The organism is Guggenheimella bovis (assembly GCF_054492335.1).
On sequence record NZ_JBQWTF010000003.1, the window covers coordinates 106,942 to 133,032 of the forward strand.

The 26,091-nt window shown below is 40.8% G+C and carries 25 protein-coding genes; 8 read left to right on the forward strand and 17 right to left on the reverse strand.

Annotated elements, in window-relative coordinates; translation table 11 throughout:
- Nucleotides 1-62 precede the first annotated feature (62 nt).
- Genes ACUB3H_RS08035 through ACUB3H_RS08045 form a run of 3 tightly spaced genes read right to left on the reverse strand, consistent with a single transcriptional unit; the run spans nucleotide 63 to nucleotide 6,972 of the window.
- Entirely contained in the window at nucleotides 63-3,176 is a 3,114-nt protein-coding gene (locus tag ACUB3H_RS08035) for a type I restriction endonuclease subunit R (protein WP_459130159.1), read from the reverse strand.
- A gap of 33 nt (nucleotides 3,177-3,209) precedes the next feature.
- Complete coding sequence (locus tag ACUB3H_RS08040) at nucleotides 3,210-4,421, reverse strand: restriction endonuclease subunit S (RefSeq protein WP_459130160.1); 1,212 nt, start codon at nucleotides 4,419-4,421, stop codon at nucleotides 3,210-3,212.
- Nucleotide 4,422: 1 nt separating this feature from the next.
- Nucleotides 4,423-6,972 (reverse strand): type I restriction-modification system subunit M, encoded by a 2,550-nt coding sequence (locus tag ACUB3H_RS08045; RefSeq protein ID WP_459130161.1) that lies wholly within the window; start codon nucleotides 6,970-6,972, stop codon nucleotides 4,423-4,425.
- A 294-nt stretch (nucleotides 6,973-7,266) separates the two neighbouring features.
- Here ACUB3H_RS08045 and ACUB3H_RS08050 point away from each other — a divergent pair, with 294 nt between their 5' ends.
- Together ACUB3H_RS08050 and ACUB3H_RS08055 are read left to right on the forward strand one after the other, a co-directional pair.
- The gene (locus ACUB3H_RS08050; RefSeq protein WP_459130162.1) at nucleotides 7,267-7,743 is read left to right on the forward strand and encodes a restriction endonuclease subunit S; all 477 of its coding nucleotides are present in this window, start codon (nucleotides 7,267-7,269) and stop codon (nucleotides 7,741-7,743) included.
- A gap of 11 nt (nucleotides 7,744-7,754) precedes the next feature.
- Nucleotides 7,755-8,681 (forward strand): site-specific integrase, encoded by a 927-nt coding sequence (locus ACUB3H_RS08055; protein WP_459130163.1) that lies wholly within the window; start codon nucleotides 7,755-7,757, stop codon nucleotides 8,679-8,681.
- Here the strand turns inward: ACUB3H_RS08055 and ACUB3H_RS08060 are convergent.
- A complete protein-coding gene (locus ACUB3H_RS08060) occupies nucleotides 8,667-9,164 on the reverse strand; it encodes a restriction endonuclease subunit S (RefSeq protein WP_459130164.1) in 498 nt (165 codons plus the stop codon). The two genes, ACUB3H_RS08055 and ACUB3H_RS08060, sit on opposite strands and share 15 nt — an antisense overlap.
- On the opposite strand from ACUB3H_RS08060, the gene ACUB3H_RS08065 reads away from it, so the two are divergent.
- The 3 genes from ACUB3H_RS08065 (at nucleotide 9,159) to ACUB3H_RS08075 (ending at nucleotide 11,628) form a co-directional block, all read left to right on the forward strand.
- Nucleotides 9,159-9,422, forward strand: a complete 264-nt coding sequence (locus tag ACUB3H_RS08065) for a hypothetical protein (RefSeq protein ID WP_459130165.1) — start codon at nucleotides 9,159-9,161, stop codon at nucleotides 9,420-9,422. The two genes, ACUB3H_RS08060 and ACUB3H_RS08065, sit on opposite strands and share 6 nt — an antisense overlap.
- 407 nt (nucleotides 9,423-9,829) lie before the next feature.
- Entirely contained in the window at nucleotides 9,830-11,008 is a 1,179-nt protein-coding gene (locus ACUB3H_RS08070) for a chymotrypsin family serine protease (protein WP_459130166.1), read from the forward strand.
- A gap of 44 nt (nucleotides 11,009-11,052) precedes the next feature.
- Complete coding sequence (locus ACUB3H_RS08075; protein WP_459130167.1) at nucleotides 11,053-11,628, forward strand: hypothetical protein; 576 nt, start codon at nucleotides 11,053-11,055, stop codon at nucleotides 11,626-11,628.
- A 489-nt stretch (nucleotides 11,629-12,117) separates the two neighbouring features.
- Here the strand turns inward: ACUB3H_RS08075 and ACUB3H_RS08080 are convergent, their stop codons facing one another.
- The 7 genes from ACUB3H_RS08080 to gdhA form a co-directional block, all read right to left on the reverse strand.
- Entirely contained in the window at nucleotides 12,118-12,639 is a 522-nt protein-coding gene (locus ACUB3H_RS08080; protein ID WP_459130168.1) for a GNAT family N-acetyltransferase, read from the reverse strand.
- A complete protein-coding gene (locus ACUB3H_RS08085; protein ID WP_459130169.1) occupies nucleotides 12,632-13,261 on the reverse strand; it encodes a class I SAM-dependent methyltransferase in 630 nt (209 codons plus the stop codon). Before ACUB3H_RS08085 ends, ACUB3H_RS08080 begins: the two co-directional genes overlap by 8 nt.
- Complete coding sequence (locus ACUB3H_RS08090; protein WP_459130170.1) at nucleotides 13,255-14,193, reverse strand: hypothetical protein; 939 nt, start codon at nucleotides 14,191-14,193, stop codon at nucleotides 13,255-13,257. Before ACUB3H_RS08090 ends, ACUB3H_RS08085 begins: the two co-directional genes overlap by 7 nt.
- Nucleotides 14,190-14,567, reverse strand: coding sequence for a hypothetical protein (locus tag ACUB3H_RS08095; RefSeq protein WP_459130171.1), 378 nt, complete (start codon nucleotides 14,565-14,567; stop codon nucleotides 14,190-14,192). The genes ACUB3H_RS08090 and ACUB3H_RS08095 overlap by 4 nt, the downstream gene beginning before the upstream one ends.
- A gap of 60 nt (nucleotides 14,568-14,627) precedes the next feature.
- Complete coding sequence (groL, locus tag ACUB3H_RS08100; RefSeq protein ID WP_459130172.1) at nucleotides 14,628-16,250, reverse strand: chaperonin GroEL; 1,623 nt, start codon at nucleotides 16,248-16,250, stop codon at nucleotides 14,628-14,630.
- A 9-nt stretch (nucleotides 16,251-16,259) separates the two neighbouring features.
- Complete coding sequence (locus ACUB3H_RS08105; protein WP_459130173.1) at nucleotides 16,260-16,514, reverse strand: co-chaperone GroES; 255 nt, start codon at nucleotides 16,512-16,514, stop codon at nucleotides 16,260-16,262.
- A 145-nt stretch (nucleotides 16,515-16,659) separates the two neighbouring features.
- Complete coding sequence (gene gdhA / locus ACUB3H_RS08110) at nucleotides 16,660-18,003, reverse strand: NADP-specific glutamate dehydrogenase (RefSeq protein WP_459130174.1); 1,344 nt, start codon at nucleotides 18,001-18,003, stop codon at nucleotides 16,660-16,662.
- A gap of 209 nt (nucleotides 18,004-18,212) precedes the next feature.
- Here gdhA and ACUB3H_RS08115 point away from each other — a divergent pair, with 209 nt between their 5' ends.
- Nucleotides 18,213-18,383, forward strand: coding sequence for a DUF362 domain-containing protein (locus ACUB3H_RS08115; protein WP_459130175.1), 171 nt, complete (start codon nucleotides 18,213-18,215; stop codon nucleotides 18,381-18,383).
- Between the two features lie 45 nt (nucleotides 18,384-18,428).
- On the opposite strand, the gene ACUB3H_RS08120 is transcribed toward ACUB3H_RS08115, so the two are convergent.
- Nucleotides 18,429-18,860 (reverse strand): MarR family winged helix-turn-helix transcriptional regulator, encoded by a 432-nt coding sequence (locus ACUB3H_RS08120; protein WP_459130176.1) that lies wholly within the window; start codon nucleotides 18,858-18,860, stop codon nucleotides 18,429-18,431.
- Complete coding sequence (locus ACUB3H_RS08125) at nucleotides 18,860-19,489, reverse strand: redox-sensing transcriptional repressor Rex (RefSeq protein WP_459130177.1); 630 nt, start codon at nucleotides 19,487-19,489, stop codon at nucleotides 18,860-18,862. Before ACUB3H_RS08125 ends, ACUB3H_RS08120 begins: the two co-directional genes overlap by 1 nt.
- 131 nt (nucleotides 19,490-19,620) lie before the next feature.
- Between ACUB3H_RS08125 and abc-f the strand changes: the two genes are divergently transcribed.
- Both abc-f and ACUB3H_RS08135 read left to right on the forward strand, forming a co-directional pair.
- Nucleotides 19,621-21,483, forward strand: coding sequence for a ribosomal protection-like ABC-F family protein (gene abc-f, locus ACUB3H_RS08130; protein ID WP_459130178.1), 1,863 nt, complete (start codon nucleotides 19,621-19,623; stop codon nucleotides 21,481-21,483).
- On the forward strand, nucleotides 21,468-21,692 hold the full coding sequence (locus tag ACUB3H_RS08135; protein ID WP_459130179.1) for an acyl carrier protein: 225 nt from the start codon (nucleotides 21,468-21,470) through the stop codon (nucleotides 21,690-21,692). The genes abc-f and ACUB3H_RS08135 overlap by 16 nt, the downstream gene beginning before the upstream one ends.
- A gap of 3 nt (nucleotides 21,693-21,695) precedes the next feature.
- Here the strand turns inward: ACUB3H_RS08135 and ACUB3H_RS08140 are convergent, their stop codons facing one another.
- The 4 genes from ACUB3H_RS08140 to glmS all read right to left on the reverse strand — a co-directional run bounded on the left by ACUB3H_RS08140 (nucleotide 21,696) and on the right by glmS (nucleotide 26,022).
- Entirely contained in the window at nucleotides 21,696-22,472 is a 777-nt protein-coding gene (locus ACUB3H_RS08140) for a histidinol-phosphatase HisJ family protein (protein WP_459130180.1), read from the reverse strand.
- A gap of 8 nt (nucleotides 22,473-22,480) precedes the next feature.
- A complete protein-coding gene (locus ACUB3H_RS08145) occupies nucleotides 22,481-23,062 on the reverse strand; it encodes a hypothetical protein (protein WP_459130181.1) in 582 nt (193 codons plus the stop codon).
- An 8-nt stretch (nucleotides 23,063-23,070) separates the two neighbouring features.
- A complete protein-coding gene (locus ACUB3H_RS08150; protein ID WP_459130182.1) occupies nucleotides 23,071-24,111 on the reverse strand; it encodes an inorganic phosphate transporter in 1,041 nt (346 codons plus the stop codon).
- 78 nt (nucleotides 24,112-24,189) lie between these two features.
- The gene (glmS, locus tag ACUB3H_RS08155) at nucleotides 24,190-26,022 is read right to left on the reverse strand and encodes a glutamine--fructose-6-phosphate transaminase (isomerizing) (protein WP_459130183.1); all 1,833 of its coding nucleotides are present in this window, start codon (nucleotides 26,020-26,022) and stop codon (nucleotides 24,190-24,192) included.
- Nucleotides 26,023-26,091 lie beyond the last annotated feature (69 nt).

Sequence of the window (26,091 nt, forward strand, 5' to 3'; positions counted from 1 at the left end):
GACAACAAAAAAGGAAGTGTCGGTGACTCATCACCGACACTTTTCATTATAAGTCTAAAACATTATCCTTCATCCTCTGGTAGCGAAATGTCAAAACCACCAGATAAGATGAAATCTCTCAGCAGATTGTCTGCTTTAATGTTGGCTCTAGGAGGGGAGATTTTTTGTTTTTCCTTTTTCGTAAAATACTCCACAGCCTTCTCTTTTACCATCGTCTGCTTTAAATCTGTATACCGATTGTATTCATTCAAGTTGTTCTCATTGAGATTGAGACTCATGAGGTTCCTTAACTTTTCCTCATCGACTCCCAGATAGTAAGAGACTTGATGAATTTGGTCATTTTTCGCATCTAACATGTACTCATAGATATAGTCACGAAATGTCTTGTTAGGAGATACCTCTACATCCCCTCTTTGAACATCATGAAGGAAGATATAGGCATACTTCTGTTCTTCTTGAGAAAGAACGGCAAAGGTCTGGTGAAGCTCTGTCAACGCTTCATTAATCAACTTTTCGTCTCCCGTATTTAGGTTATTTCTAACCTTATCAAAGCGTGAGTTCATGTATTCTGAATCGATTATTCCAGTGTCAATCTCTGTGATGTAGCTAACTAAATCATAAGGGGAGACGATCTTAGAAGGAGGGCCACCATCAATTGGAGCTTCTAGTTCCTTATATCGCTGAACTAGGATTTTATAGTTCAACTCATCAAAGATAATTTCAACGACTTCACCTGTTTTGTCATCTACATACGTCGATTTATTCCACTTAAAGCCTTGAATGATTACGGCTTCTAAGAGGGCATTGAAATCCTTAAATTCCATTGCAAACTTCTGATTCGAGGCTACATCATCGGGAAGCTTTTCAAAGTTTGCAACACCAGCGCTCACAAAAACACTCTTGATGGTTTCAAAGGTCCTATTTAGTTCCTTTAAATTCTCAATGAGATGTTGGACAAATAGTCCAAGAGGCTTATCTCCTGAATAGAGTTTGACTGCAGCATTAATGTTACTTTCCATGGTGTGCGGTCTTCTGTAGTATCTGATGGTCCCAAAAGGCTTGTCCGGTCCAAAGAGTCTATTCGTACGAGAAAACGCTTGAATGATGTTTTCATACTTTAAGACTTTGTCCATGTACAAAGTGTTAATCCACTTCGAGTCGAATCCTGTGAGCATTTGATCGACAACGATTAAAAGGTCAATTTGTTTTTCAGGCTCATTTTCAATTCGCTTATAGGCTTCCTTATGGGCCAAACGAGCCGCAATATCCTTCTTCATGGATTGGAAGGTAGGAATCGTAAACGTCTGACCGTAGCGTTCGTTGTAGTCCGTGATGATCTCAACGAGTCCATCTTCTTTATAGGTCGCTTTATCATTATTGTCGATATTGGGATCAAAGAGAGCCGTCGTCTTTAACTTCGGTACCATCTCTTTCATGAGGCGATAGTATTCTATGGCTTCAGGAATGCTACTCGTAGCAAGAATTGCATGGAACTTACTTCCTCTACTTAGAGTGATCCAGTTGTCTGCAATATCCCTAACAACCGCCTTCTGATGCTCCTTGGTCTCGTATTGAGAGTTTGGAAGGAAACTTTCAATTTCTTCCATTGGATAGACTTTAGGATTCAAATACTCGTAGTAAACGTCTTTCTTTTTCGGATCATGAACGGCTTCCATTTCGGTCTTTGCATTGGCATTTTTAAGAGCTACAGCCGTTCGTATGTCCTTATCCTTAAAGGTAAGTACTTTATAGGGGTCAAAGCCGAGGACGTTTTTGTCTCTAATACCATCGGCGATGCTGTAGCGATGGAGTTCATTTCCAAAGACAGTCGTTGTGGTATTTTGCTTCTTCTGATTTTCATCATGAATAGGAGTTCCCGTAAAACCAAAGAACATCGCTTTAGGGAATGTCGTCTTTATCTGTACTAGCATGTCACCAAAGGTAGAACGATGAGCTTCGTCTACGATAATGACAATGCGTTTGTTACTGATAAGCTCTAAGTCATAGCTATTAAGGCCATCAGGTTCATCTTTAATGTTGCTCATCTTTTGAATGGAAGTCACTATGAGCGTATCTGATGGGTTTTTACTTTTTAGCTTACTAATAAGCTGTCTTGTGTTCTCTGTTGCTTGAACGTCCTCATTTTCTGCAGCAAAACCCTTATACTCCTTTAAAGACTGAGTACCAAGTTCTATACGGTCCATTAGGAAAATGACCTTATCTGCATCCTTTGATGCGGCAATAAGCTGAGCAGATTTAAAGCTCGTCATGGTCTTACCAGAGCCAGTCGTATGCCAAACAAAGCCACCGAGTTGGTTATTACCTTCCCATTTGGCTTGAGAGACCTTAGTAGAGATGGCATTGGCTGCAAAGTACTGATAGCTTCTCATGACTTTAAGGATACCGTCAGAGCCATCAGCAACTGTATAGAAGCCTATGAGTTGGTGAGCCATGGGAATAGATAAAAGAGATGAAGCTACCTTATCCCACTCATTGATAGGCTCATTATAGAAGTCTGCCCAATGGAAGTAGTAGTCTTTATTAAACTTGCCATCAGGACCAGGGTTAGCGAAATACACAGACTCTCCAGGTTCCATTGCCACAAAGATTTGAACGAGAGAAAACAGGCCACTAAAGATTCCCTCATGAGAGTATTTTTCAATTTGATGATAGGCTTGACTTACAGGAATGCCACTTCTTTTTAGTTCAATGTGAATCACAGGCATACCATTAATGAGAAGCATTAAATCACCACGACGGTCATTTAAAATATTGGATTTCGTAGGAAACTTAGGTTGACTAGCAATTTGATATCTACTACTACCTGCAGCAATCTCCAGACGATCATAGATCTTAAGACTCACCTCTTTACCGAAGTGCAGTGTATCATCAGGGTTATCTCTAACAATAGAGACACTCTTACCATTGATAAAGCCATTGAGTTTTAGAGGTGTTCTAAGACTCGTAATTTGCTCCAAAATTTGTTGCATCTCAGTGCGGGTCAAGGGATAATCGTTTAGTCTATCTATATCCTTGTTGTTTTCAAAAAGAATGTTCGCCCAGTTCTGAAGCAAGTCTTCTTCTGAGTAATTCCTAAGAACATTCTTTTCCCAGCCATGCTCAGATAATATTTTTATTAGAGCTTCTTCAAAGTCAGCTTCTCTATTAAAAACCATTAAGTTCTCCTTACAATAGTCCGGTTAATAAGCCTAAACAAACATCTTTTCTAGGCAGGCTTTTTTGATATTTTTAAGCTTCTGGAGCTTACGCTGATGAAGGGTGATAGTGATATCAAGACTACGAAAAAAAATTCCTATTTGCTGTTGCTCAATTATTTTTCTTGGAACATTCATATCCATTTTCGCTAAATCATTAGAGTTGATAGCTGGATAACTTGTTCCGGTACATCGGTCCAAAACGTTCTTCACAAATAGGTCATTTTGTACCAAACAAAGTAAAAAGTAACTATCACAGTGGGGACGCAATTGAGCATAGCCTGTTGAGAAAACGTAGTTGTTGTCCCTTTTTTCAAAGAGAAAATTGTTTCGTTGATAGGGTCTAACCGTTTGATAAAATAAATCTCCATGTTTTGCTAGTCGTTGGGCTCTGCTAGGTGCAGATGACTTATTCTCTTCTCTGTGGGAAGCCATTTCAGTCCCTACAACAGATTCCAAATCGACATATTCAAAAACATCTGGCAATTCTGATTTTGGATTAAATTCTGCCAAAGTTTCCAACTTACGCTGTTCCCAAGCTTCAGTAAATCCCTTGAAACGAATTTCTGGCACTCTGCTACCATTTTTCGGAAACATTTTTTCAAGCATGGATTTTTTCACACTGACTAATGTGTCATACTTACGCTGATGAAGGGTGATAAGATCATCAAGTTGATGGAAGTATGCTCCGATTCGACGCTGTTCGTCAAGCGTCGGAAGAGCTATCTCAAGATCACCTACCTGCTCAAGAGACAAATTAGGTTGTGCACCGATGGTAGGATTTTTCTTAATATAATCAGATACAGCCTTACCTTTGAGATATGTTTTTACGTACTGAAGATCACCTGTCTTCAGTCTAATAATGGCCAACGCCTGATTAGTATTGGCTGGTAAAATGCTTGATTTTACTGAGGTTACACGGCCCAATGTTCCAGCGATGGAAAAAAGAATATCATTTTCCTTTAGCTGCGAACGCCGCAAGTATCCTTCATGTTCTTCGCTGGTTATTTTCTGCGTAATCGTTATTTCGCCAGAAACTTCGTCAATGCTTTCAATCTTTACGAAATTCACGTTACCTGTATTGGATTTATCCAATGGTGTAGTTCCTTTCGTAATCAAAGAAGCCATTTCTCTGAGCTTACGCTGTTCCCAAGCTTCAGTAAATCCAGCGAATCGAATGGCTGGTTTATTAGCCTTTTCCGCCATTTTATTCACCTCCAAGAAGCTTCTTGAACTCTTTTAGTCCTTGCATGTCAAATTCATTACCCACTAAATCATCTATCATGGATGAAAGAGTCTTCTCAGTCTCTTCTAACTCAGTCTCTACTTCAGATAAAGTACTTTCATACTTTTTCACAAGCTTATCGATCTTAGAAGACAGTTCAGATACGATTCTTTCTGGTAACGTCATCAGATTCTGAACGAGCGGATCAATCCACTTGCCCTCTAACAGTTTTATAACCTCTACATCTGACAGATTCTCAATCGTTTCTTTAGTCTTAAGATGGATCGCATCTGTCTTTTCTTTGATTTCCTTCTTTAATTTCTTCTCTTCATCGTTAAGCTTTGAAACCTTTTGTAGTTTCTCTCTAGTCTCATCCTCTAGATTTTCATCTTTCAAAGCTTTTTTAATCGCAGCGAAAACAAAGCCTTCTTCACTTGCGAAATCTGCTTCTCTTTCCTCCTCAGAAAGTGATTCAAAGAGCTCTTCATACTCGGCAGTAATTTCAGAAAGCCTATTTTCTTTTTCATTAATCTGAGTCTTTTCTTGAATTAGATATCTATCTTGTACGAGTTCGAATGGAAGTACTCTTCCTTTCCATCCCTCTTGAACCTCTTGATCCTTGCCATCTTTTTTCTTTATGACCATGGCTGGATCAACTACCTTTGTACTATCAAAGCCTTCAGTCTGAATGATTTCAAGGTCGTTAGCTATGTTGCTCCAATCATCGTCTAAGTATTGGTACGCTTCGTACTCATCGATTAGTGGAATGTTGGATAGTCTATTGAAAATGTTTTCAGCTAGGATCTCTTCAGTTTTATAGATATTGATGGATTCTAGCTTTTCAATTAATTCTTCTTGTAAGTACTTGTCAAAGTCATTAAAAGCTTCCTTGAAGTTGTTTTCAAAGTGCTTAATATCCGAATGCTCTTTAACGGCTTTCTTTACATCTTCAACAGCAAGTCTAAAGTGTTCTGATGATGTTGATTCAAATAGGGCTTCTTTTAGTGTTGGGAACGCACTCCAATACTCACTCCATTCATTTATTTCAGAAGCTGGAATTCCCCCAAACATCAAGGAATAGATGTCCCAAGACTCTTCCTTCTCAGAAGAATCTACGTATCTTGGGATATTTAGGTTGTAATCGTTACTTCTAATCTCATCTCTAGATACAACTTTAGAGAACTTCTCGATGCTTTCTCTGCGTACTACCGTATCAACAATTTTCTTAATGTCGCAGGCACGTAATTTGTTGTTCTTGCCTTCCTTAACAAAGCCTTTAGAAGCATCGATGATTAAAACATCTGTGTTTGTTCTCTTTTGCTTTAAAACCATGATAATGGTTGGAATGCCTGTTCCATAGAAAATATTTGCAGGAAGTCCAATGATGGCATCAATCTTATTCTTCTCAATTAAGTTCTTTCGAATAGCACCTTCTTCACCCCCACGGAATAGAACCCCATGTGGGAGAACAATATTCATAATCCCATTAGGTTTTATGTGGTAGAGGTCATGGAGTAAAAAGGCATAGTCAGCCTTTCCTTTTGGTGCAAGTCCATACTCTGCATAACGCGGATCTGTTTCTTTACCTTCTGGATTCCATGCTTGAGAATAGGGTGGATTAGATACAACGGCATCTACGTAAAGAGGATTATAGGTTCCTGTTGGATCGTTTTCCTCAAAGTAAGGCCAGTCATCTTCTAATGTATCGCCGTTTCGTGTGACAATATTATCAGCTTCAATACCGCGCATTACTAAATTCATGCGTGTGAGGTTATAAGTGTTTTGCTTAAGTTCTTGGGCATAGTACTTAATCTTATTTTCACCCGAGATGTACTTTGAAACACTCTTACCAATGTTAATAAGAAGAGATGCACTACCACTGGTCGGGTCGAAGATTTCAATCTTATCTTCATTCTTTAAGTGTTCCGCAACAATTTCAGACATTAATAGAGATACTTCGTGAGGTGTATAGAATTCGCCTGCTTTTTTTCCAGCGTTGGCAGCGAATTTCTCGATCAAATACTCATAGACAAATCCCAACACGTCATACCCTTGTTTTCCATCCATTGGAATGTCTTTGATTAGATAAATGAGATCTCTAATAGATTTTGATTGCGAAGCAGCGCTATCTCCTAGTTTACTTAATCCCGTTTGAAGCGTCTCAAAAATACCCTCAAACACTTTCTTATGGGTAGGGTTAATGAGTCGACTAAAGGCAGAAAGGGCATCATGAACATCCTGGACATTAAAATCAGATCCCTTATCTAGCCATGTGGAGAACAAGTTTTCATAAGCAATGAAGTAACCTAGGTTTTTCTGAATACTCGTGCGTGTTTCAGTATCCTCTTCCACAAGGTCAGGCAAATACTCATCTGTCCAATCATTTTGTTTTAAGTACTTTACTTCCTTCTCGGAAAGGAACTTATAGAATATAAAGCCTAAGATGTAGTCTTTATATTCGTTTGCTTCGATCTTAGATCGCATCTGATTAGCAGATTCCCAAATTTTTGCGGCTAACTGTTGCTTATTCATAGAATGGTCTCCTTAAGCTAGATATTGCTATTTTAGACAGTTAAAGCCCATTTCGAAAAATAGGCTTAGAAATCAAAATAAAAAGGATCATGTTAGACTTGGAGTGAGCATCAGAGAGAGAAGAATCAATGTAAATCAAATGAAGGCCTCTTGTTTTCACTCTCACTCTGATCAAGCATGAGTACCTATATTATGGTCGAAAAGCACCCAACTAACAAGATTAATAACTTAAAGTACATTTTTATAAAATTTCTAACTTAGAAATCAACTGGTGCACTAAAAATGCTGAAATAAGTGGTTCAAGATATTACTTGGGAACAGCGTAAGTTGAAAGATTTTGCTGAGTATAAGTCATCCTCTCTTACAATTAAAGATTGTAAAGAAGAGGGGAAATATGATTTATATGATGCTAATCAAATTATAGGCAAGACTGATAATTTTGTTATAGATGAAGATTATATCACGATTATCAAGGATGGTGCAGGAGTTGGAAGAACGAGAAAATTATCCAAAAACACTGCATTTATAGGTACTATGGGGGCATTAACTGTTAATAACAGTGACTTGGATTTTATATATGCCACATTGAATAGAATAGATTGGAGTACTAAAACATCCGGTTCAACAATTCCACATATTTATTTTAAGGACTATGGTGAAGAAGTATATGGAGTGCCAGCTATTGAGGAACAAAAGAAAATCGGCTTGTATTTCAAGTACCTCGACCACCTTATCACCCTTCATCAGCGTAAGCGTATCTTAAATGAATAGGAAGGAAATAAATGCTAAAAAACATAACAAGAAACGATTTATTTTATGAGTATTACGCTCAATGGATCTCTGTCTATAAGGAAGGGGCGATAAGAAAAGTCACAATGAACAAATACATATTGACTCACTCTTGGATCAAGCAATTAGCTCCAGATTTAAAGATTTGCGAACTATCACGAATTACGTACCAAAGACTACTTAATGACTATGCCCAGTTACACGAAAGACAGACGACAATGGACTTCCATCACCAATTAAAGGGAGCAATCTTAGATGCAGTAGATGAAGGTTTAATAGAAAGAGATCCTACAAGAAAAGCTATTATTAAAGGAAAACAGCCCCGAGAGAAGAAGCTAAAATACTTAAATCAGTTTGAATTACACAAGCTCCTATCAGACCTTGACTTAGGTCAAGAGCTTAACTGGGATTGGTTTATTTTATTGGTTGCCAAAACGGGAATGCGGTTTTCAGAGGCATTAGCTATTACACCAAATGACTTCGATTTTTCTAAGCAATCTTTATCAGTTAATAAAACATGGGATTACAAAAGTAACTCTGGCTTCATGCCCACTAAGAATCAGTCGTCAGTAAGAAAAATACAACTTGACTGGCAATTGATCATCCAGTTCTCGACATTGACAAAGGATCTCCCGAAAGACGAGCCCATTTTCATTTCCGGAAAAGTTTATAACTCTACATTAAACGATATTCTGTCTAGACATTGTAAAAATACCAATATACCTGTCATCTCGATCCACGGACTTAGACATACACACGCTTCTCTTCTTCTATTTGCTGGAGTATCAATAGCGAGTGTAGCTCAAAGATTAGGTCACTCAAGTATGACTACGACCCAAAAAACATATCTTCACATTATCAAAGAACTCGAGAACAAGGATGTTGATTTGGTAATGCGTTCTTTATCAAGTTTGAACTAGAAAATTTCGCTTACGCTGATGAAGGGTGATGAGTTTGTCGAGGTGTGAAAAATATGTTCCTATCTTTTCCCGTTCGCTATTTGATGGTATTAATACTATTTGCTCATCTAAATCATTTTTATTAAGGTTTCCTATTGCACCATTTCCACCTGCAACATACACATTGATAAATTTTATATACCATAGAGAACTCATTAGTGCATTTACAAATTCCGGTTCATCAGAAGAAGCAAGTAACATGAAACCGCCATGAACTACGGAATTATCAGGAATATCACGAACTATCGCATTCTTCCCTACCAATCTGCTTGAGCCATTTGCTGAAGTTATAAGAATATCCCCATTCCTTATATAAGGGATATTAACTGCTCCCTCGTCAACAAATACATCATCTTCATGTATTTCAAAAACATCTTCATTGATGTTAGATGAACGCAAAACACCGGAAACAAGTGGGGACAGATGCCTGGCGATTACATGCATGGAATCTACAGAAACATCCCCTTCTTACTCCTAGGAATCCTACTCATCATCTGGAGCTATAAAGAACGTACAAAAGAAGGACTTCATCACATGTGGTGGCTCATTCTTCTTAGCTTCTTGTTCTATGTCCCCGTCGTACTCTGGAGTCAAAAATATCCCGTTGTAGGAGCACTTATGATGCCAAAGACGGTAGCCTATTTTATGATCGTTTACTTAGGATTTAAGTATCTAAAGGGAAATGAAAAGTTAGAAAAATAATGAAAAAAAGTCCTGAAGAACAGGATTTTTTTTTACGGAAGCGATAGATTCAAGCCCCGTGCCTGTAAAGGCACTCGATTTTAAGTGGAAAGCGGTCAGTATCTTTTTAAAAGTTCTTACATTCACGTTCATAGATCATTGAAAATCAGTATTTAATGGAATATTACTTTAAAAGAACGTACTTTTGTTTCGTTCCTAGTTCAATGGGTAATCTACTATTAGGAACTCTTATGAAACGGTTGGATGTCTTTCATTGAAAAGTAACTTTGAGTATGTGTGTGCTTACAACTGTAGATTCTTAAAATTTATAAATTTAAAAATGGATTGGAGATAATTGTAGGAATCTACCCTGCCTCTCAAATCTTTTTGTCGCGTAACAAGACACGTTTTGAAAAAAGGAGATTAGAATGAAAAAAGTCACTGCGCTGTTCTTACTGTTGGCAATGCTCACTTTTCCTTCCTTTGCGTATAATTCTGATGAAATGAATCAGACTCACCTAGCAGAAATAGAACAGGCATTGATCGACCAACAACCTGCCTATCGAGCTACTATTGCGTTCTATGAGAAATTTGACAAAGATTCAAACGGTTTAGAAATATACCCCGATGACTATTGTGGCGGATACTATTCTCCTGAGGACAAAAAATTCCATATCAAATTATTAAATTTCGACAATTTGAACCATTATAAAAACATGGCGAATAGTGAATACATTGCTTTTGAATTAGGTAATAATTCCTATAACGATTTACTTTCTCTTGGGAAAGAGATACCTGCAGTAGATTCAGGTTACGAGTTCCATGGGATAGATGAAAAAGAGAATTTAGCTGTTTTTGCAAAAAAACCTTCTAGTGCGCCTAAGACGATCAAATCGATATCATCAATATCAAACGCACAATTGAAGGCAGCACTAATGGAAGTTAAGGAATTAGACCAAGCTATTTTAAAACTCCCAGTACTTTTAGAAGATTACTCCGAGATTGAGCAGGAAACATCGCTAATGGGAGGGCAAAATATAGTAAATCCCGACGCATCACTGAGTTGTACCCTTGGAATCTGTGGATATTGGAACGGCAAAGAGGCAATTCTCACAGCAGGTCATTGTGGAACGCCAAAACAATCAGTGACCTTTAATGGCACAAAGATTGGTCAATTTGTTGAATCTGTTAACAATACCAGTATTGGAAAAGATTATGGGATTGTTTACCTGACTACAAGAGCGTATCCAATATCTGCAAAGGTTTTATCCCAAACCAGCACAACAGGCACGGTAACTATTTCGGATACTGCTTTAGTTAAAATGGGTTATAAATTACGTAAATATGGCTATGTTTCTGGCGAGGCACTCGTTGAAGTGGTTCGGGCGACGCCTGGCACGATATATAAAGCAAAAGTGCTTAGTGGTACTTCTACAAAGGGAGATAGTGGTGGCCCTTATCACACCTCCCTCTCTACTGGTGGTCCGCGAGTTTTTGTGGGTATCCATAGCGCTTCAGATATCTCTAACGGAGTGCGATACGTTTATTTTACACCAACAGATGTGCTCCCCACTAGTTTTAAAGTGTTAGTGAATCCCAGCAGATAGAAAAATAATATTTGAGTCACAAGAGACTTCACTAGGAGGTTCATATGAAAAGAAATAGTTGGTTATTGATTTTATTTGTATTACTCTTTATTCTTAGTAGCTGTCAAACAAAGGGTTCACCGATGACCAAGTCAGCTGATGAACTGGAAAAAGAACAGGCTCCAGCTTACAAGGATACATTAGATTTTTACAATCACTTTGAGAAAAACAGTAGTGGCGAAGATATTTACCCTGATGACTTTGCGGGCGGTTACTATTCCGATAAGGATCAAAAGTTTCATGTTGGGCTAACGAGTTTTGATAACATCGAATGGTATAAAAAGGCTGCTTCGAAGTCTCCAAATATCGTTTTTGAAAAGCAGACATACTCCTACAATGAGCTATTGAGTCTTGGTAAGGAGCTAGCAACAACGTTTAATGGAAATTTTGGGGGAATTGATGAAAAAGAAAACAAAACAGTGCTCCTTTTGAAAAAGGATCAAAAAATCGATCCTAAAAAGCTTGAACAATTCTTTAAAACCAATGAAATAGCTAAGAGGTTGGTTGAATCCGGTAAACCCGTGAGTCTCGATATCCTCCCCCTCATTATAGAAGATCCATCGACGATACAGCTAGAGTAACCCCGAGAAGACCAGATGAATAAATAGTGCTTTGAACTGGCTAATCCCTAGAAAGGATTGGCTAGTTTTTTGTGAAGGATATGATCATGTGGAGCTTTATCATTTAAGTAGAGTCTTTAAACTCACCAAATCATCATGGTAGTATATCTATGAAAGGATTGGTGAGATCATGCGTTACGACAACTCATTTAAACTAGAAGCCATAGAGCTTTCTGACGAGATAGGTGTTAAAAGCTCTTGAACGACAGGGAATTCCGAACTACACGCTGGCCGAATGGCGACATCAGCGTAAAACCAAAGGCGAATATGCCTTTGTGGGCAGTGGAAACAAACGTCTCGCTACCAGTGAAAAGAACCTTTAGATAAAGGAAGATTTTGGACACCTTTATTAGCACAAAAAAAAGCCCCCTAAACTTTGAAAGCACTATGATTCTTTGTCTTTCCATTTAGAGGTCTTATTAACTGCTTTAGTCTATCTCTATGTCTAAATTATCTACGATTCTTCAAGTAGTCTTCTCTACTTAAAAATAGATGATAGCACTCATCACCTTGATCCACTTCCTTGAAGCCTAGATCTTTATGAATTTTGTACGCTACTTCTCTCGTTTTCTCAAAGTAGTTATGGAGTAACTTTACTTCGCTGTGGACAAAGGCTCTCTCAAGAAGTAGCTTTAAGCCTCCTTTAGAGTATCCCTTTCCTCTTTCACTAGCGAGTATGAGGATTCCCATATCCCACCAGTTATTTTCCTTAGTGTAGTGGAAATTCACGTCACCTACGAATGCGCCGTCACTCATTCTTTGGATGTAGGCATAGAACCTCTTTGGTTCCTGATTCACCACCCAACCTTTATGAAAACATTCCCACTCTTCTTCAGGGAACTCGATGCATCCGTCTGGTGGAAACCACTTTGCGTTGTAGCTCATCGTATCTGGATCTGATAGTAGTTTTTGATAAAACCAAAGTTCATCTAACCTTGGTACATAAAGTGTTAGTTCTTCTTTGTTATTCATTTATTTCCTTTCGAACAGTAAGTAGACCTGCTAAGTGGGAATACGGTTCAAATTTTAGTGAGGATATGTGCTCTTTTAGTTCTTCGTAAACGAAGTAGAACTCATCCTCATCCCATTCTCCATCGTCATCACTCTTACACTTTTCTAGGTCATGTCTTGTTTGGAATGCCACATCACCGATGTAAATGACTCCATCCTCAGTTAATAAGGACATGAGTGTTTCGATGAAAGAAACCTTCTCTTCATCCGTTAGATGGTGGAGGGAGTAGGTTGCTATGATGGCATCGTACTTTTTCTCTTTGAGTGGTTCTACAAGTCCCTTGGAAAAATCGCCTGCATAGAGGGTTGCCTTTGGCATTTTCTCCTTTGCGATGCGAATCATCTCTTCTGAGAAATCTTGCCCGTAGACGTCTAGACCTTGGTCATAGAGACGCGTCGTAAGTGTTCCCGTTCCAAAGCCGATATCTAGGATCGTTATACTCTTAGAGGTTAATACTCTCTTGTAGATCTCACCGAGTATTCGTTTGTATCCTGCAAAAGGATACGTGTTGTCATCATCTGATAATCCAACACTTTTATCGTATCCCTCTGCCCATAAGTCAAATCCTTTGTTGTCTAACATAAATTTTTGTCATTCCCTTCTAGACAGATTGTCTCAAGGTTCTTTGCTTTAATCGTCAAGTATTTTTCTTCTATCCTATCGTCTTCGTAGGAGTCTAGTAGAAAGTGGAATTCATAAGAGTCACCTAAGGAATAGATTTCTTGATTGATGAAGTAGGTGTTTGAATTTCCCTCCTCATCGACGGAAATTTTATCGATCTCGTTTTCTAAAAACTCTGCGTCTTTAAAGATAAGTCTACACTTTCCTACACGACTTGAACCTGGTTCATAGAGAACCTCAAGGGTTATGGTGCCCTCATGTTCTTCTATGTTTAGTAGACTTGCATCCTGTAGGTCTAAAAGACTTAGTATGCCTTCTGGGATTTCCTGCTCGCTTAAGACCTTTTCTGCTTTCTCGTCGATCTCTTTGATGTACTTTTCGTTATATTCGCTAACGCTCCGTAATTCATTATATTTCTCTTTCGGAATGTAGTAAAGTGCGATGAGTCTTGGATCTACTTCTTCGTAGACCCACTTAGGCATCTGCCATCTGTCTCTCACTGCGATATCAAAATTTATCTTAAAGCACTCTCTCGCTTCTTTCTCGTTAAAGGGCTCTCTTCTTTCGAATTCCTCAAGGCTTCTCTTAAAGCTCGCTTCTTTATAAGCTTCCCATTCTTCCATACTTTCTGGGTGCCTTGCATTCACTTCATTCCCTGATTCATCGAGATCTACGACTAAAATATCTTCAAGGACCAGGGATAATTCTGAGAAAAGATCCTCTGGCTTCTTTGGAGGCGTATCATGGAGTTCTCTTTCCCTTTCGATGTATTCTCTTTCTCTCTTCTCGTAAAGAGTATTGATGGAAACGTTTTCCTCATCTAAAATTTCGAATCCCTCTACGAGCTCTGTATTATGAAGTGCTTCTCTGTATTCTTTCGTGTAGTACTTCATTCTTCCCTCCCCATAACCCATCTTAGTTTTATGGGCCCGAGTTCGATGACAAAGTGCTCCTCTTTCATATCTACACTTGGATGTGACGTTGCAATTTTTACCTCTACATCCTTGATCCTCGTAGGATGAAAATCATCTTTCTTTCCTAAGACTATGTACTGGATGTTGATGTACTCGATCTCTCCCTTTTCATCCACTTCTAGTGGCATGGTCTCAAAGGGCTTTTCGATCGAAATTCCAAGTGTCTTAAGATACTCTTTTAGATCTGGATATGTCTTTTCTACCTCTTTGTAGTAATTCTTGCAGTAGTTACAGGAGCAGAGTTCTGTTTGTTTTAACTCCTTATAGTATTCTCTTGTCTTTTCTCTATTCATGTCTCCCTCCTTCGCTTTTTCTTTCATTATACAAGAAAAGGAGCCCTTAGGCTCCTCATCTTACATCATTCCAGGCATTCCACCCATTGGAGGCATTGCCGGTTCATCCTTTGGAATCTCTACGACTGCTGCTTCTGTCGTTAAGAACATTGCGCTGATGCTCGCTGCATTTTGAATGGCAGAACGTGTAACCTTTGTGGGGTCTACGATACCTGCTTCAAAGAGGTCTTGGTATTCATTCTTTAATGCATTGAATCCGTAGTTTCCTTCTCCGTGTTTTACGTTTTCAAGGATAACGGATGGTTCTAGTCCAGCGTTTAGCATAATCTGTCTGAAGGGTTCTTCAAGCGCTTTAAGGATGATGTTAGCACCCGTCTTGTAGTCACCTTCTAGCGTGTCTGCAAAGGCCTTTACAGCAGGGATCGTCTTAAGGTAAGCTACTCCACCGCCTGCTAAGATTCCTTCTTCTACGGCGGCTCTCGTTGCGTTAAGAGCATCTTCGATGCGGAGCTTCTTTTCTTTCATCTCTACTTCTGTAGCAGCTCCTACGCGAATGACTGCAACACCCCCTGCAAGTTTTGCTAGACGTTCTTGAAGCTTTTCTTTATCAAAGTCACTTGTGGTCTCTTCAATCTGTGTCTTGATCTCTTGAATTCTAGCTTCAATGGCATTCTTGTCGCCTTGTCCATCGCTGATGATGGTATTTTCCTTCGTTACCTTTACGTTCTTTGCTCTTCCTAGTTGGTCGAGGGTCACTTCTTTAAGGTCATGACCTAGGTCGTTAGAAATGTAGGTTGCTCCTGTTAGGATCGCAATATCCTGAAGCATTTCCTTTCTTCTATCGCCGTAACCAGGAGCCTTTACAGCAACAATGTCGAAAGCTCCACGAAGTTTGTTGAGAACGATCGTAGTGAGTGCTTCACCCTCTAGATCCTCTGCGATGATTAAAAGTTTCTTTCCGCTTTCCATGATGAGTTCTAGAAGAGGAAGAATTTCTTGGTTTGTAGAGAGCTTCTTATCGGTAACGAGTACTAATGGTTCTGAAAGGGTTGATGTCTTCTTTTCGGTATCATCTACCATGTATGGAGAAACGTATCCACGTTCAAATTGCATACCTTCAACGAGCTCTAATTCAGTAGCCATGGTCTTTGATTCTTCGACCGTAATGACGCCATCACGACCTACTTTATCCATGGCTTCACTGATGAGTTTTCCGATCGTTTCATCGGCGGCACTATTTGCACCAACAGATGCGATCTCTTCGCTCTTTTGAATGGCTACGGAATTCTTCTTTAATTCCTCTACGACTTTCTCTGTAGCCATCTCGATACCTTTTTTAACGAGTACAGGGTTCGCTCCTGCAGCGACGTTTTTAAGTCCTTCACGAACGATAGCTTGTGAAAGGATCGTAGCTGTTGTCGTACCGTCACCTGCTACGTCGTTTGTCTTTGTAGCAACTTCTTTTACGAGCTGTGCACCCATGTTTTCAAAAGGATCTTCAAGTTCAATTTCTTTTGCAATGGTTACACCGTCATTTGTAATAAGAGGTGAACCAAATTTCTTTTCTAGGATGACGTTTCTTCCTTTTGGTCCTAGCGTCACCTTGACTGTATCTGCAAGCTTATTTAAGCCTGTCTCAAGAAGCTTTCTCGCTTCTTCTCTATTCTTAATCTCTTTAGCCATTCTCTTCTCCTATTGTAGTACTGCAATGACATCATCGAGATCGATGATTAAGTAATCTGCCTTCTCATAGTGCACCTTAGTGCCTGCATATTTCTTATAGAAGACCTTGTCTCCTACCTTAACTCCCTCTACTTCACCTACAGCTAATACTTCTGCAAGTTGGGGTTCTTCTTTTGCTCCTGCTAATACGAGTCCTGAACTCGTCGTCTCTTGAGCTTCTAATTCTTTTAAAACAAGGCGTTTGCCTAATGGTTTGATACTCATAATTTCTCCTTTCTTTTTCTACGTTCTTATTATAGTACGAGCCGTATAAAAAGACAAGTAGCAAACGAGCTCGTTGAGTGCTAAAAGTTTGTAAAAAGAAACGGCACAACCTCCAACACCAAAGGTTATGCCGTTCGTTTCAATCTTAGTAGTCGCCTTGAGCTGCCATAGCTTCTGCTACGCGGAGGAATCCAGCGATGTTAGCACCCTTAACGAGGTCATAACCAAAGCCGTTTTCTTCAGCTGCAGCGCGAGCGCTTTCGTGAATGTGGATCATGATTTGATGTAGTTTTTCGTCTACTTCAGCATCTGTCCAGTTGTAACGCATGCTATTCATGCTCATTTCGAGAGCTGATGTAGCAACACCACCTGCGTTACATGCCTTTGATGGTCCTACGATCATCTTGTTTTCTTGCATGTATGTTACTGCTTCGTTTGTACATGGCATGTTAGCGCCTTCGATCATGTACTTAACGCCGTTAGCAACGAGTTGCTTAGCATGCTCGAGGTGTACGTCGTTTTGCATAGCACATGGCATAGCGATGTCAACTTTTACATTCCATGGTTTTTCGCCAGGGAAGAATTGGCAACCGAACTTGTCAGCGTAATCTTGAACCTTGTTGCGGCGTGAATCACGCATTTCAACCATGTAGTCGATCTTTTCTTTTGTTGATACGCCGTCTGGGTCGTAGATGTATCCATCAGGACCAGAAAGTGTAACAACCTTAGCACCGAGCTCAGCGAGCTTTTGGCAAGCACCCCAAGCAACGTTACCGAAGCCAGAAACTGCAACGGTCTTGCCTTTAAGGTCTGTGCCTTCGTGCTTCATGACTTCTTCTGCGAAGTATGCGATACCCCAACCTGTTGCTGGTGGTCTTGTAGCGCATCCGCCGTAGCTAAGTCCCTTACCTGTGATAACGCCGTTTTCGAAACGTCCACGAATACGACGATATTGTCCATACATATATCCAACTTCACGACCACCAACACCGAGGTCGCCTGCAGGAACGTCTACATCTGGTCCGATGTGACGATAGAGCTCTGTCATAAAGCTTTGGCAGAAGCGCATGATTTCGCCGTCGCTCTTTCCTGTTGGGTCAAAGTCAGCTCCACCTTTACCGCCGCCGATCGGAAGACCTGTGAGTGCGTTCTTGAAGATTTGTTCGAATCCTAAGAACTTCATGATTCCGATGTATACGTTTGGTGCGAAGCGGATTCCTCCCTTGTAGGGTCCAATGGCTCCGTTAAACTGTACTCTGAATCCACGGTTAACCTGAATCTTGCCGTTATCGTCTACCCACGGAACGCGGAAGATGATTTGTCTTTCAGGTTCTGCGATACGTTCGAGAATGTTAGCCTCGACCCATTCTGGATGTCTCTCGAGAACAGGCTCTAATGATCCGAATACTTCTTCAATTGTTTGAATAAATTCGGGCTCGTTAGCGTTACGAGTTTTTACTTTCTCAAGTACCTCTTGAATATACTGCATTTATTCCTCCTAGTAAGATGTGTTCATACTTGAGTTCATTATAACATAGTGAATGAGAAATGGAACGGTAAACGAAGAAAAGGAATAGAATTGTTATTTTGAGAACGAATCTCATTATTGTACTTCCCCACTCTTTTTCTATTGTTTTGTTGTTGACAATCTTTTTGGTCGCTATAATAAGAGTATCAAAACACGAAAGGAGACTATTTATGGCATACGTAATTCAAGATGCATGCATCTCATGTGGCGCTTGCGCACCAGAATGTCCAGTTGAAGCTATTTCTCAAGGAGACGATCGTTACGTTGTTGATGGCAGCAAATGCATCGACTGCGGATCCTGCGCAAACGTTTGCCCAGTTGACGCTCCAACACAAGAGTAATAACTGAAAACGGCAAAAATGAGGCTTTCGCCTCATTTTTTTATTTTAGGGTTTATATTTTTCTACGGTCTGCTGGTAGATCTTACTAATAAACTTTAGAACCGCCTTTTCTTCATTGACCGTAAGTCCCGAAAGAATTTGATCTAAGATCTCATTGGTCTTTTCTTCCCAATTACTATTGGTACGCTCTGCCTTCTCGGTCTTAAGAAGAATCCTCTTTCTTCCATCGGATGGAAGAGGAACCTTCTCTAGGTACCCTTCTTGAATAAACTTTTGAAGGAGCTGATTCGCTTTGGAACGGTTTACGCTATAGATCTGGTAGAACTCCGCAGGACTCATACCGTCTTCTATGCTATGTAGAATATGGGCCTCTTCTACCGAGAGCTCCGGTTCTTTTAAATCAAAGGAGCGTTCTAAAAAGAGCTTATCGATGAGAATGGAAGACCACTTTTGAATCTCTTTACGATACTGTGCCATTAGTAGCGATCATCGTTTAAGAAGTAGGCAATGGTCATTAAAGAATCGATTAAGTGGACGTTTTCTAAGATCAAGTCGTTCGGTACGACGAGGTCTACGGGTGAAAAGTTCCAGATGCTTCGGATACCACTCATCATGAGACGATCGGCTACATCTTGTGCAGCACCTACAGGTGTCGTAATGACAGCGATATCGATCTTATGCTTCATGAGATAGGATTCTAGAAAGTTTACGTCACCGATCGGAATACCAGCGATCTCTTGACCAATTTTTTCTGGATTGTTGTCAAAGAGTTGATCGATAATAAAGCCATATTTTTGGAAGCCGTAGTTTGCTAATGCTCCACCTAAGTTACCAGCTCCAATGATGATAATATGATACTCTTTGTCAATGCCTATGATGTTACTGATTTCTTGGTGCAAGTCGGCTACGTTATAGCCATATCCCTGTTGGCCAAATTCGCCAAAGTTATTGAAGTCTTGTCGAATCTGAGAAGCGCTAAAGCCTATAATTTCGCTTAGCTCTTTGGAACTAATTCTTTCAATACCTTCTTTTTTCATTTCATTCAGGTATCGATGATATTTGGGCAGTCGACGAATAACGGCCATGGAAATGTCATTTTTCTTCATAATACGGCTCCTTCCTTGTTATATTATATTTTTTAACAAGCCAGTTGTCAATGTCATCTTCATAAGTTGTCTAATTAATTTAACATTTTGTTTTTGCCTTTTGAACTTGTATAATGAGCCTAGGAGGAACCATGATCATCCTACAAACAAAGGAACTGAGTAAAGCCTTTCAACTCGAAGAGGTTTTAACGAATATAAATATCGAAATACAGACCGGTGAAAAGATCGGTCTCATCGGTCGAAACGGAACCGGTAAAACGACGCTTTTAAAGATCATTACGGGCGAAGAAGAAAAGACGGGTGGAGACCTTTTCATAGGAAATGAAGTCAAGATCGGTTACTTAAAGCAGACGCAAAAGCTAACGAGTAACGAAACCATCTACGACTTTGTGCTTCATACCTTTGAAGACATACTAAAGCTCAGAAAAGATCTAAAGGAAGTCTTAGATGCTCTATCGAAGGCTCCGGAAGATCGCTCGCTTCTCTTTCGCTACGCCGATCTTCAGCACCAATATGAAGAAGTAAACGGCTATCAGACGGAATCGAACGTCAAAGGCATTCTCTTCGGTCTTGGCTTTAAAGAAGAAGAGTTTACAAGACCCGTCTCTGAACTTTCTGGTGGTGAACTCACGAGACTCTCTCTTGCAAAGCTTTTAAGTAAGGAAGTCGATCTCTTACTTCTAGACGAACCGACCAACCACTTAGATATCGATGCAACGAAGTGGCTCGAGGGCTTCTTATCGACCTATCGAGGAGCAGCCTTAATCGTAACCCACGACCGCGTCTTCTTAGATAAGACCGTGAAGAAAATTGTCGAACTTGAGCGCGGTAAGAGTACGCTCTATAACGGCTCCTACTCCGACTACGTAGAAGCGAAGCGAAAGCTCTATGAGATTAAAAGGCAAGAGTACCAAAATGCCAAGGATCGCTACGATCAAGAACTAAAAAAGCTTCGCGTCTTTAAACAGCGAGCCCACATGAACAATAAGTTCTCATCGACCGCTCGTGACCGCGAGAAGAAGTTAAAGCGCATCGAGATTCCAGAAAAGCCCTTATGGCTCGATCAAGAGATGCACCTAAGCTTTTCTGTGACCCATCCATCGGGAAACGAGGTGCTTTCTGTAAGGGATCTAAAAAAGAGTTTTGACCGCACGCTCTTTGAAGACTTAAGCTTTAAAGTCTTTCGAAAGGAACGCTTCGGTATCATCGGTCCAAACGGGATCGGAAAGACGACGCTACTAAAGATTCTTCAAGGACTCATCGAAAAGGATCAAGGAACAATTCGCTGGAGCGATAGTGCGACCATCGGCTACTACGATCAAGCACAGTTGAACCTTAAGGAATCGAATACAGTATTACAAGAGATGCACGATCACTTCCCACAGAGAACCTCCGGGGAACTTCGAAAAGAACTCGGTGCCTTTCTCTTTACAGCTGATGATGTCTTTAAGCCCATAAGTGCCTTAAGTGGTGGTGAAAAGGCTCGATTGTCTCTTCTTAAGCTCATGCTTTTAGATAAGAACACTTTAATCCTCGACGAACCGACGAACCACCTCGACCTCGTAGGTAAAGAGAGCCTTGAAAAAGCACTTCTAGACTACCCGGGGACACTCATCTTTGTTAGCCACGACCGCTACTTCTTAAATCGCATCGCAACCAAGCTCTTAGTCATTGAAAAAGACGGTTGCTACTACGTCGATGGTGGGTATGAAGATTATGAACGTGGACACTTAAAGAAAATTGTCCATGAGGAAGTCGTAGAAAAGAAAGCACCGGTAAAGAAAAAGGTGCGTGGCGACATCGACTTTTTGAAGCTTAAACTAGAGCTTCAAGAAGAGCTCCTAAGAGAAACGGAGCTTGCCTTTATGGAACCAGGAATCTATAATGATGCCATAGAAGTAGAAAACTTAGAACAGAAAATCAAAGCGAAAGAAGAAGAAATCATTCGCTTAAAAAATGAAATGCAAAAGGAGTCAGCATGTTTGAAATCGTAAGAAGAATTATCAGTGAGCAAATGGACGTACCAGAGGATAATATCACTCTTGAAACGAGACTCATTGAAGATTTAAAAGCAGATAGCATTGATGCAGCAGAGATGCTCATTAACATTGAAAGCGAACTCAATATTCGCGTTCCCGATGAAGCCATCGTAAACGTAAAGACCGTCGGCGACATCATGGAATTCCTAGAAAAGTCAAAATAGAGATCATCTGATCTCTATTTTTTTTCGCATTTTATAATAGCAAGGCGTTAGTCCTACGCTTTCTATGAGTTCTAGAGCCGTATCGAAGTGTCTACCAATGTGCATCGCAAGGTGTGCATCAGAACCTAAGGTGACGTGCTCTCCCCCACATTCTTTGTAGTAGCTTAAAAGAAGCTTCCATTCAGTGAGTGCGTGTGGGTTTTTAAAGCGGTAGGTATTCACTTCTAAGCTCACTTCTTTTTCTACGAGAAGCTTAAAGAGCGTCAGAAGATCTTCTCGTAGTTCCTCTACATAAAAGTCCTTACCTGGTATGTCTGAGTAGCGGCAGACGTAGTCGAGGTGTGCGAGTGCATCGATCGGAAAGAAGTCTTCGATGGCTCGAATCACTCCCTTTACATATTGTCTCTGGGCCTCAACAGGATCCTTTGATTCAAAGACGATGTCGTTACTGTAGCCATCTGGAGGTCCTCCCACATAGAGAGAGTGAACGGATCCTAAAAGAAAGTCATAAGGGTAGCTTTTCATGTCATCTTTTAAGAACTCCAGTGCGTCCTTGGTCATTCCAATTTCAACTCCAAGGAGGAGCTTATCTGAACGGATCGGCTCATAGGCTTCAAAGAACGCCTTGGGATCGTGACAGTAGGGCTTACGGTAGGAATCTCTCACGTCCTGATGGTCTGTGATCGTGATTCCTATCGTTTCACTCGCCTTTATGAGTTCTTCAGGCTTCGTTCTTGAATCGGTTGAAAAATAGCTATGAAGGTGTGTATCGAAAATCATGGTTCTCCTTATGAATACTTGAGTAAGATCAGATTGACTCTCGCTGTGAGATCTTGAAGCGTCTGGAACGCTCTATGGAAGAAGTCTGTGAGGTAGTATAGATCGGAATCGATGACTTCTAGGAGCTGCTTGTGCTTTTCGTAGATCAAGAGATCGATTTCATCAATTCTTTGGCTTAGGATGTCATGACGCTCAATGTGAATGAGATCATGAACGACAAAGAGAAGCTCTTCTGTGATCTTTTCTAAGCTGTCGGAAGCCTCTACGAGCGCTTCTGGCATCTCATCGATGGGAATCTTTCCCGTAGCCAGTACGAGCTGTTCGGCGTAGAAGCAGAGCTCTTTCAGAGATCTAATGAAGAGAAAGATGTCCTCTCGGTCGATGGGCGGAAAGAGATCTTCATAGAGCATCTTCTTAATTTTTCTATAAGCATCATTATGTTTTTCGAGGTGAGGAATGACATGTTCATAACCCGAACGCTCGAGATTTACTTCAAAGGTATAGAGATCCTCTTTTAAGATCTTTAGGATCTCTAGTGTCTCCTGGGCCATGATGGAAAAGCCCTCGTAGTAATTTAATTTCTTTCTCATCCTTCCCCCTATAATAAGACTTTTACAAGTATATATGAAAAGACAAAGCAAACGAGTACGGTAAGAATCCAGTACTTTAGAATCCTTAAAAAGACGTTCTTTCTCACCGAACTCTTTCTCTTACTCACCCCTACCCCGACAAAGCTCATGACCTTCGATTGCGACGTACTCACAGGAATTCCTAGAAAGGTGATGATGCCTAAAGTAAGCGCGTTTCCAATTTCACTCGATAGACCTTGGGCTGCTGATAGTGGTAAGAGGTTTGAGGTGATTCTTCGAACGATTCGTAGTCCCCCTACCCCTGTTCCTAGTGCAATGCTTAAGCTTACGATAAAGACAAACCAAAGCGGTAAGTAGACCTCTACGTTTCCAATAAAACCACCCGTTAAACCTAGGATGACCATGTAGATGGCCGTAAGCTTTTGAGAACTCTGTGCACCGTGGATGAAGGCACTGATGACGCTTGTTATGAGCTGGAGTTGCCTGAAGATCGGCCTCGTCTCTTGCGCTCTTTCGTAGTAGGCCAAGCGGCGAAGGATCCTGTAAGCAAGAAAGCTTAGGAAGTAAGCGAGTATGAAGGATAGTAGGATCCCTATGCCAACCTTCGTAAGCTCTTTTGAAACACCTCTTGAAAGGGATCCTGATACGGCGAGGCTCGCTCCTAAGATACCACTTAAAAGAGAGTGTGTCATGCTCACAGGGTAACTCTTTCCCCAGCTAAAGACCGACCAGAAGGCGCTTACGATCATGACGATGATACCGGTTATGGTAGCGACCTCGAGATTCGTTCCGAAGTGAATCATTTCACTCACGGAACTTGAGATCTCATGGGTCAATATGAGCATCGTAAAGGCCCCTAGAAAGTTCGCGATAGCATTCGAGAGTAATATCACAGGTATACTCGCTGCTCTCGTCTTTACGGCATTTGAAATCGAATTCGGGGCATCGGTCCAGCCATTAATAAAGACCAGGATATTCGTTATGAGAGATGCTATGATAACGAGCGTTCGGTGCTCGCTTTGTAGGAGTTCAAAAAATGAAATGGTCATACATCTATGGTAGAAAACGAGTTTCCCTTTGTCAACGAAGGTGGGGTTATTTCTATGAAAAAAGAGACCCTAGGGTCTCTATTCTACCGTGACACTCTTCGCGAGGTTTCTCGGTTGGTCGACATCGTTTCCACGAGCTAAGCTCACGTAGTAGCTAAAGAGCTGCATGGGAACGATCGAAAGGATCGGTCTAAAGGGAGCTTCCGTTCTAGGAATGTAGATCACATGATCAGCGACCTTTTCTAACTCTTCATTTCCCTTTGAAGTAATCGCTACGACTTTCGCACCTCTTGCTGTCACTTCTTTGATGTTTGAAATCATCTTGTCGGAGAGCTCTTCTTCTGTGACAAAGGCGATCGCAAGTGTACCTTCTTCTACAAGGGCAATGGTACCGTGCTTTAACTCACCTGCTTGTACGGCAAAGGAATTGATGTAGCTCACTTCCTTTAGCTTTAAGCTCGCTTCTAATGCACTGTAGAAGTCGAGTCCACGGCCGATAAAGAAGATGCGTTCGTTATTAAACTGCGAGTAAGCGAGGCGCTTGACGTCGCTCTCACACGTTAAGACTTCTTCCATGGCTTCAGGAAGAACCTTTAAAGACTTCGCTAGGCGCTCATAATCTTCTTTTGATATACGCTCTAATACGAGTGCCATCTTAAGCGCAATGAGTGCAAGGCTTGCAAGCTGTGTCGTATAGGCTTTTGTAGATGCTACGCCAATTTCTGGGCCCGCCCAGGTGTAGAAGACCTCATCGCTTTCACGAGCGATGGAACTTCCTACGACGTTTAATACAGAGAGGATCTTCGCTCCGTGCTCTTTGGCTTTTCTTAAGGCTTGTAAGGTATCGATCGTCTCACCCGATTGGCTGATTGCAATAAAGAGCGAGTGTTCGTTAATAAATTGCTTCGTATAGCGGAATTCACTTGCGACCTCTACGTGTACAGGAATATCGGCAAAGTGCTCGATAAAGTACTTACCGACGAGGCCAGCATGATAGGCTGTTCCACAGGCGACGATAAAGATGTTATCGATATTTTCTAGCGTCTCTTTCGTGAAGGAGAACTCTACTTTAAGATCGAGCTCTTCTGAAAGTCTAGGTTTTATGGTATCGTGAATACCTTTCGGTTGTTCGTGAATTTCCTTTAAGGTAAAGTGCTCGTAGCCTCCTTTTTCAGCACTCCTTACGTCCCAGTCGACATGAGAAATCTCACGTTTTACCGGTTGTAAGAAGGAGTCGTAAATCGTCACGCCATCTCTCGTTAAGACGACAAATTCATCATTTTCGATGTAATAGACATCTCTTGTATACTTAATGATGGCTGGGACGTCGCTCGCTAAGAAGTTTCCTTCTTTACTCGTACCGATGATTAGAGGACTATCCTTTCTAACGGCGACGATCTCATCGGGATTTTCACTCGAAATGACGCTAATCGCATAAGCGCCTTCCATCTCGTTTACAGCTTCCTTAACAGCTTGTAGGAGCGTCTTTCCCTTTGTAAAGTAGTAGTCTACAAGATGTGCGATGACTTCTGTATCGGTTTCTGAAACGAAGTTCACGTGCTTTTCTTTTTCAAGCCACTCTTTAATCATCGAATAGTTTTCGATGATTCCGTTGTGGATAACGGCAATGCGTCCGCTCATCGATAGATGCGGATGGGCATTTATTACAGACGGTGCACCGTGCGTTGCCCAGCGCGTATGACCGATTCCAATGGTTCCTGAAATGTCTTCCTTTTCGATGCTCTCTTCGAGGTTTGAAAGCTTTCCTAGCGCTTTTCTGACCTCAATTTTCCCCTCGCTTAAGAAGGCAATTCCAGCTGAGTCATAACCGCGGTACTCGAGCTTTTTAAGACCATCGATGAGTACGGGTACTGAATTATCTTTTCCAATGTAGCCAATGATTCCACACATAGCTACCTCCTAAATGTTATTAGGCTAGCTCAAGAGAATTTTGTTCAGAGGTCACCCTCTGTTTTTGTA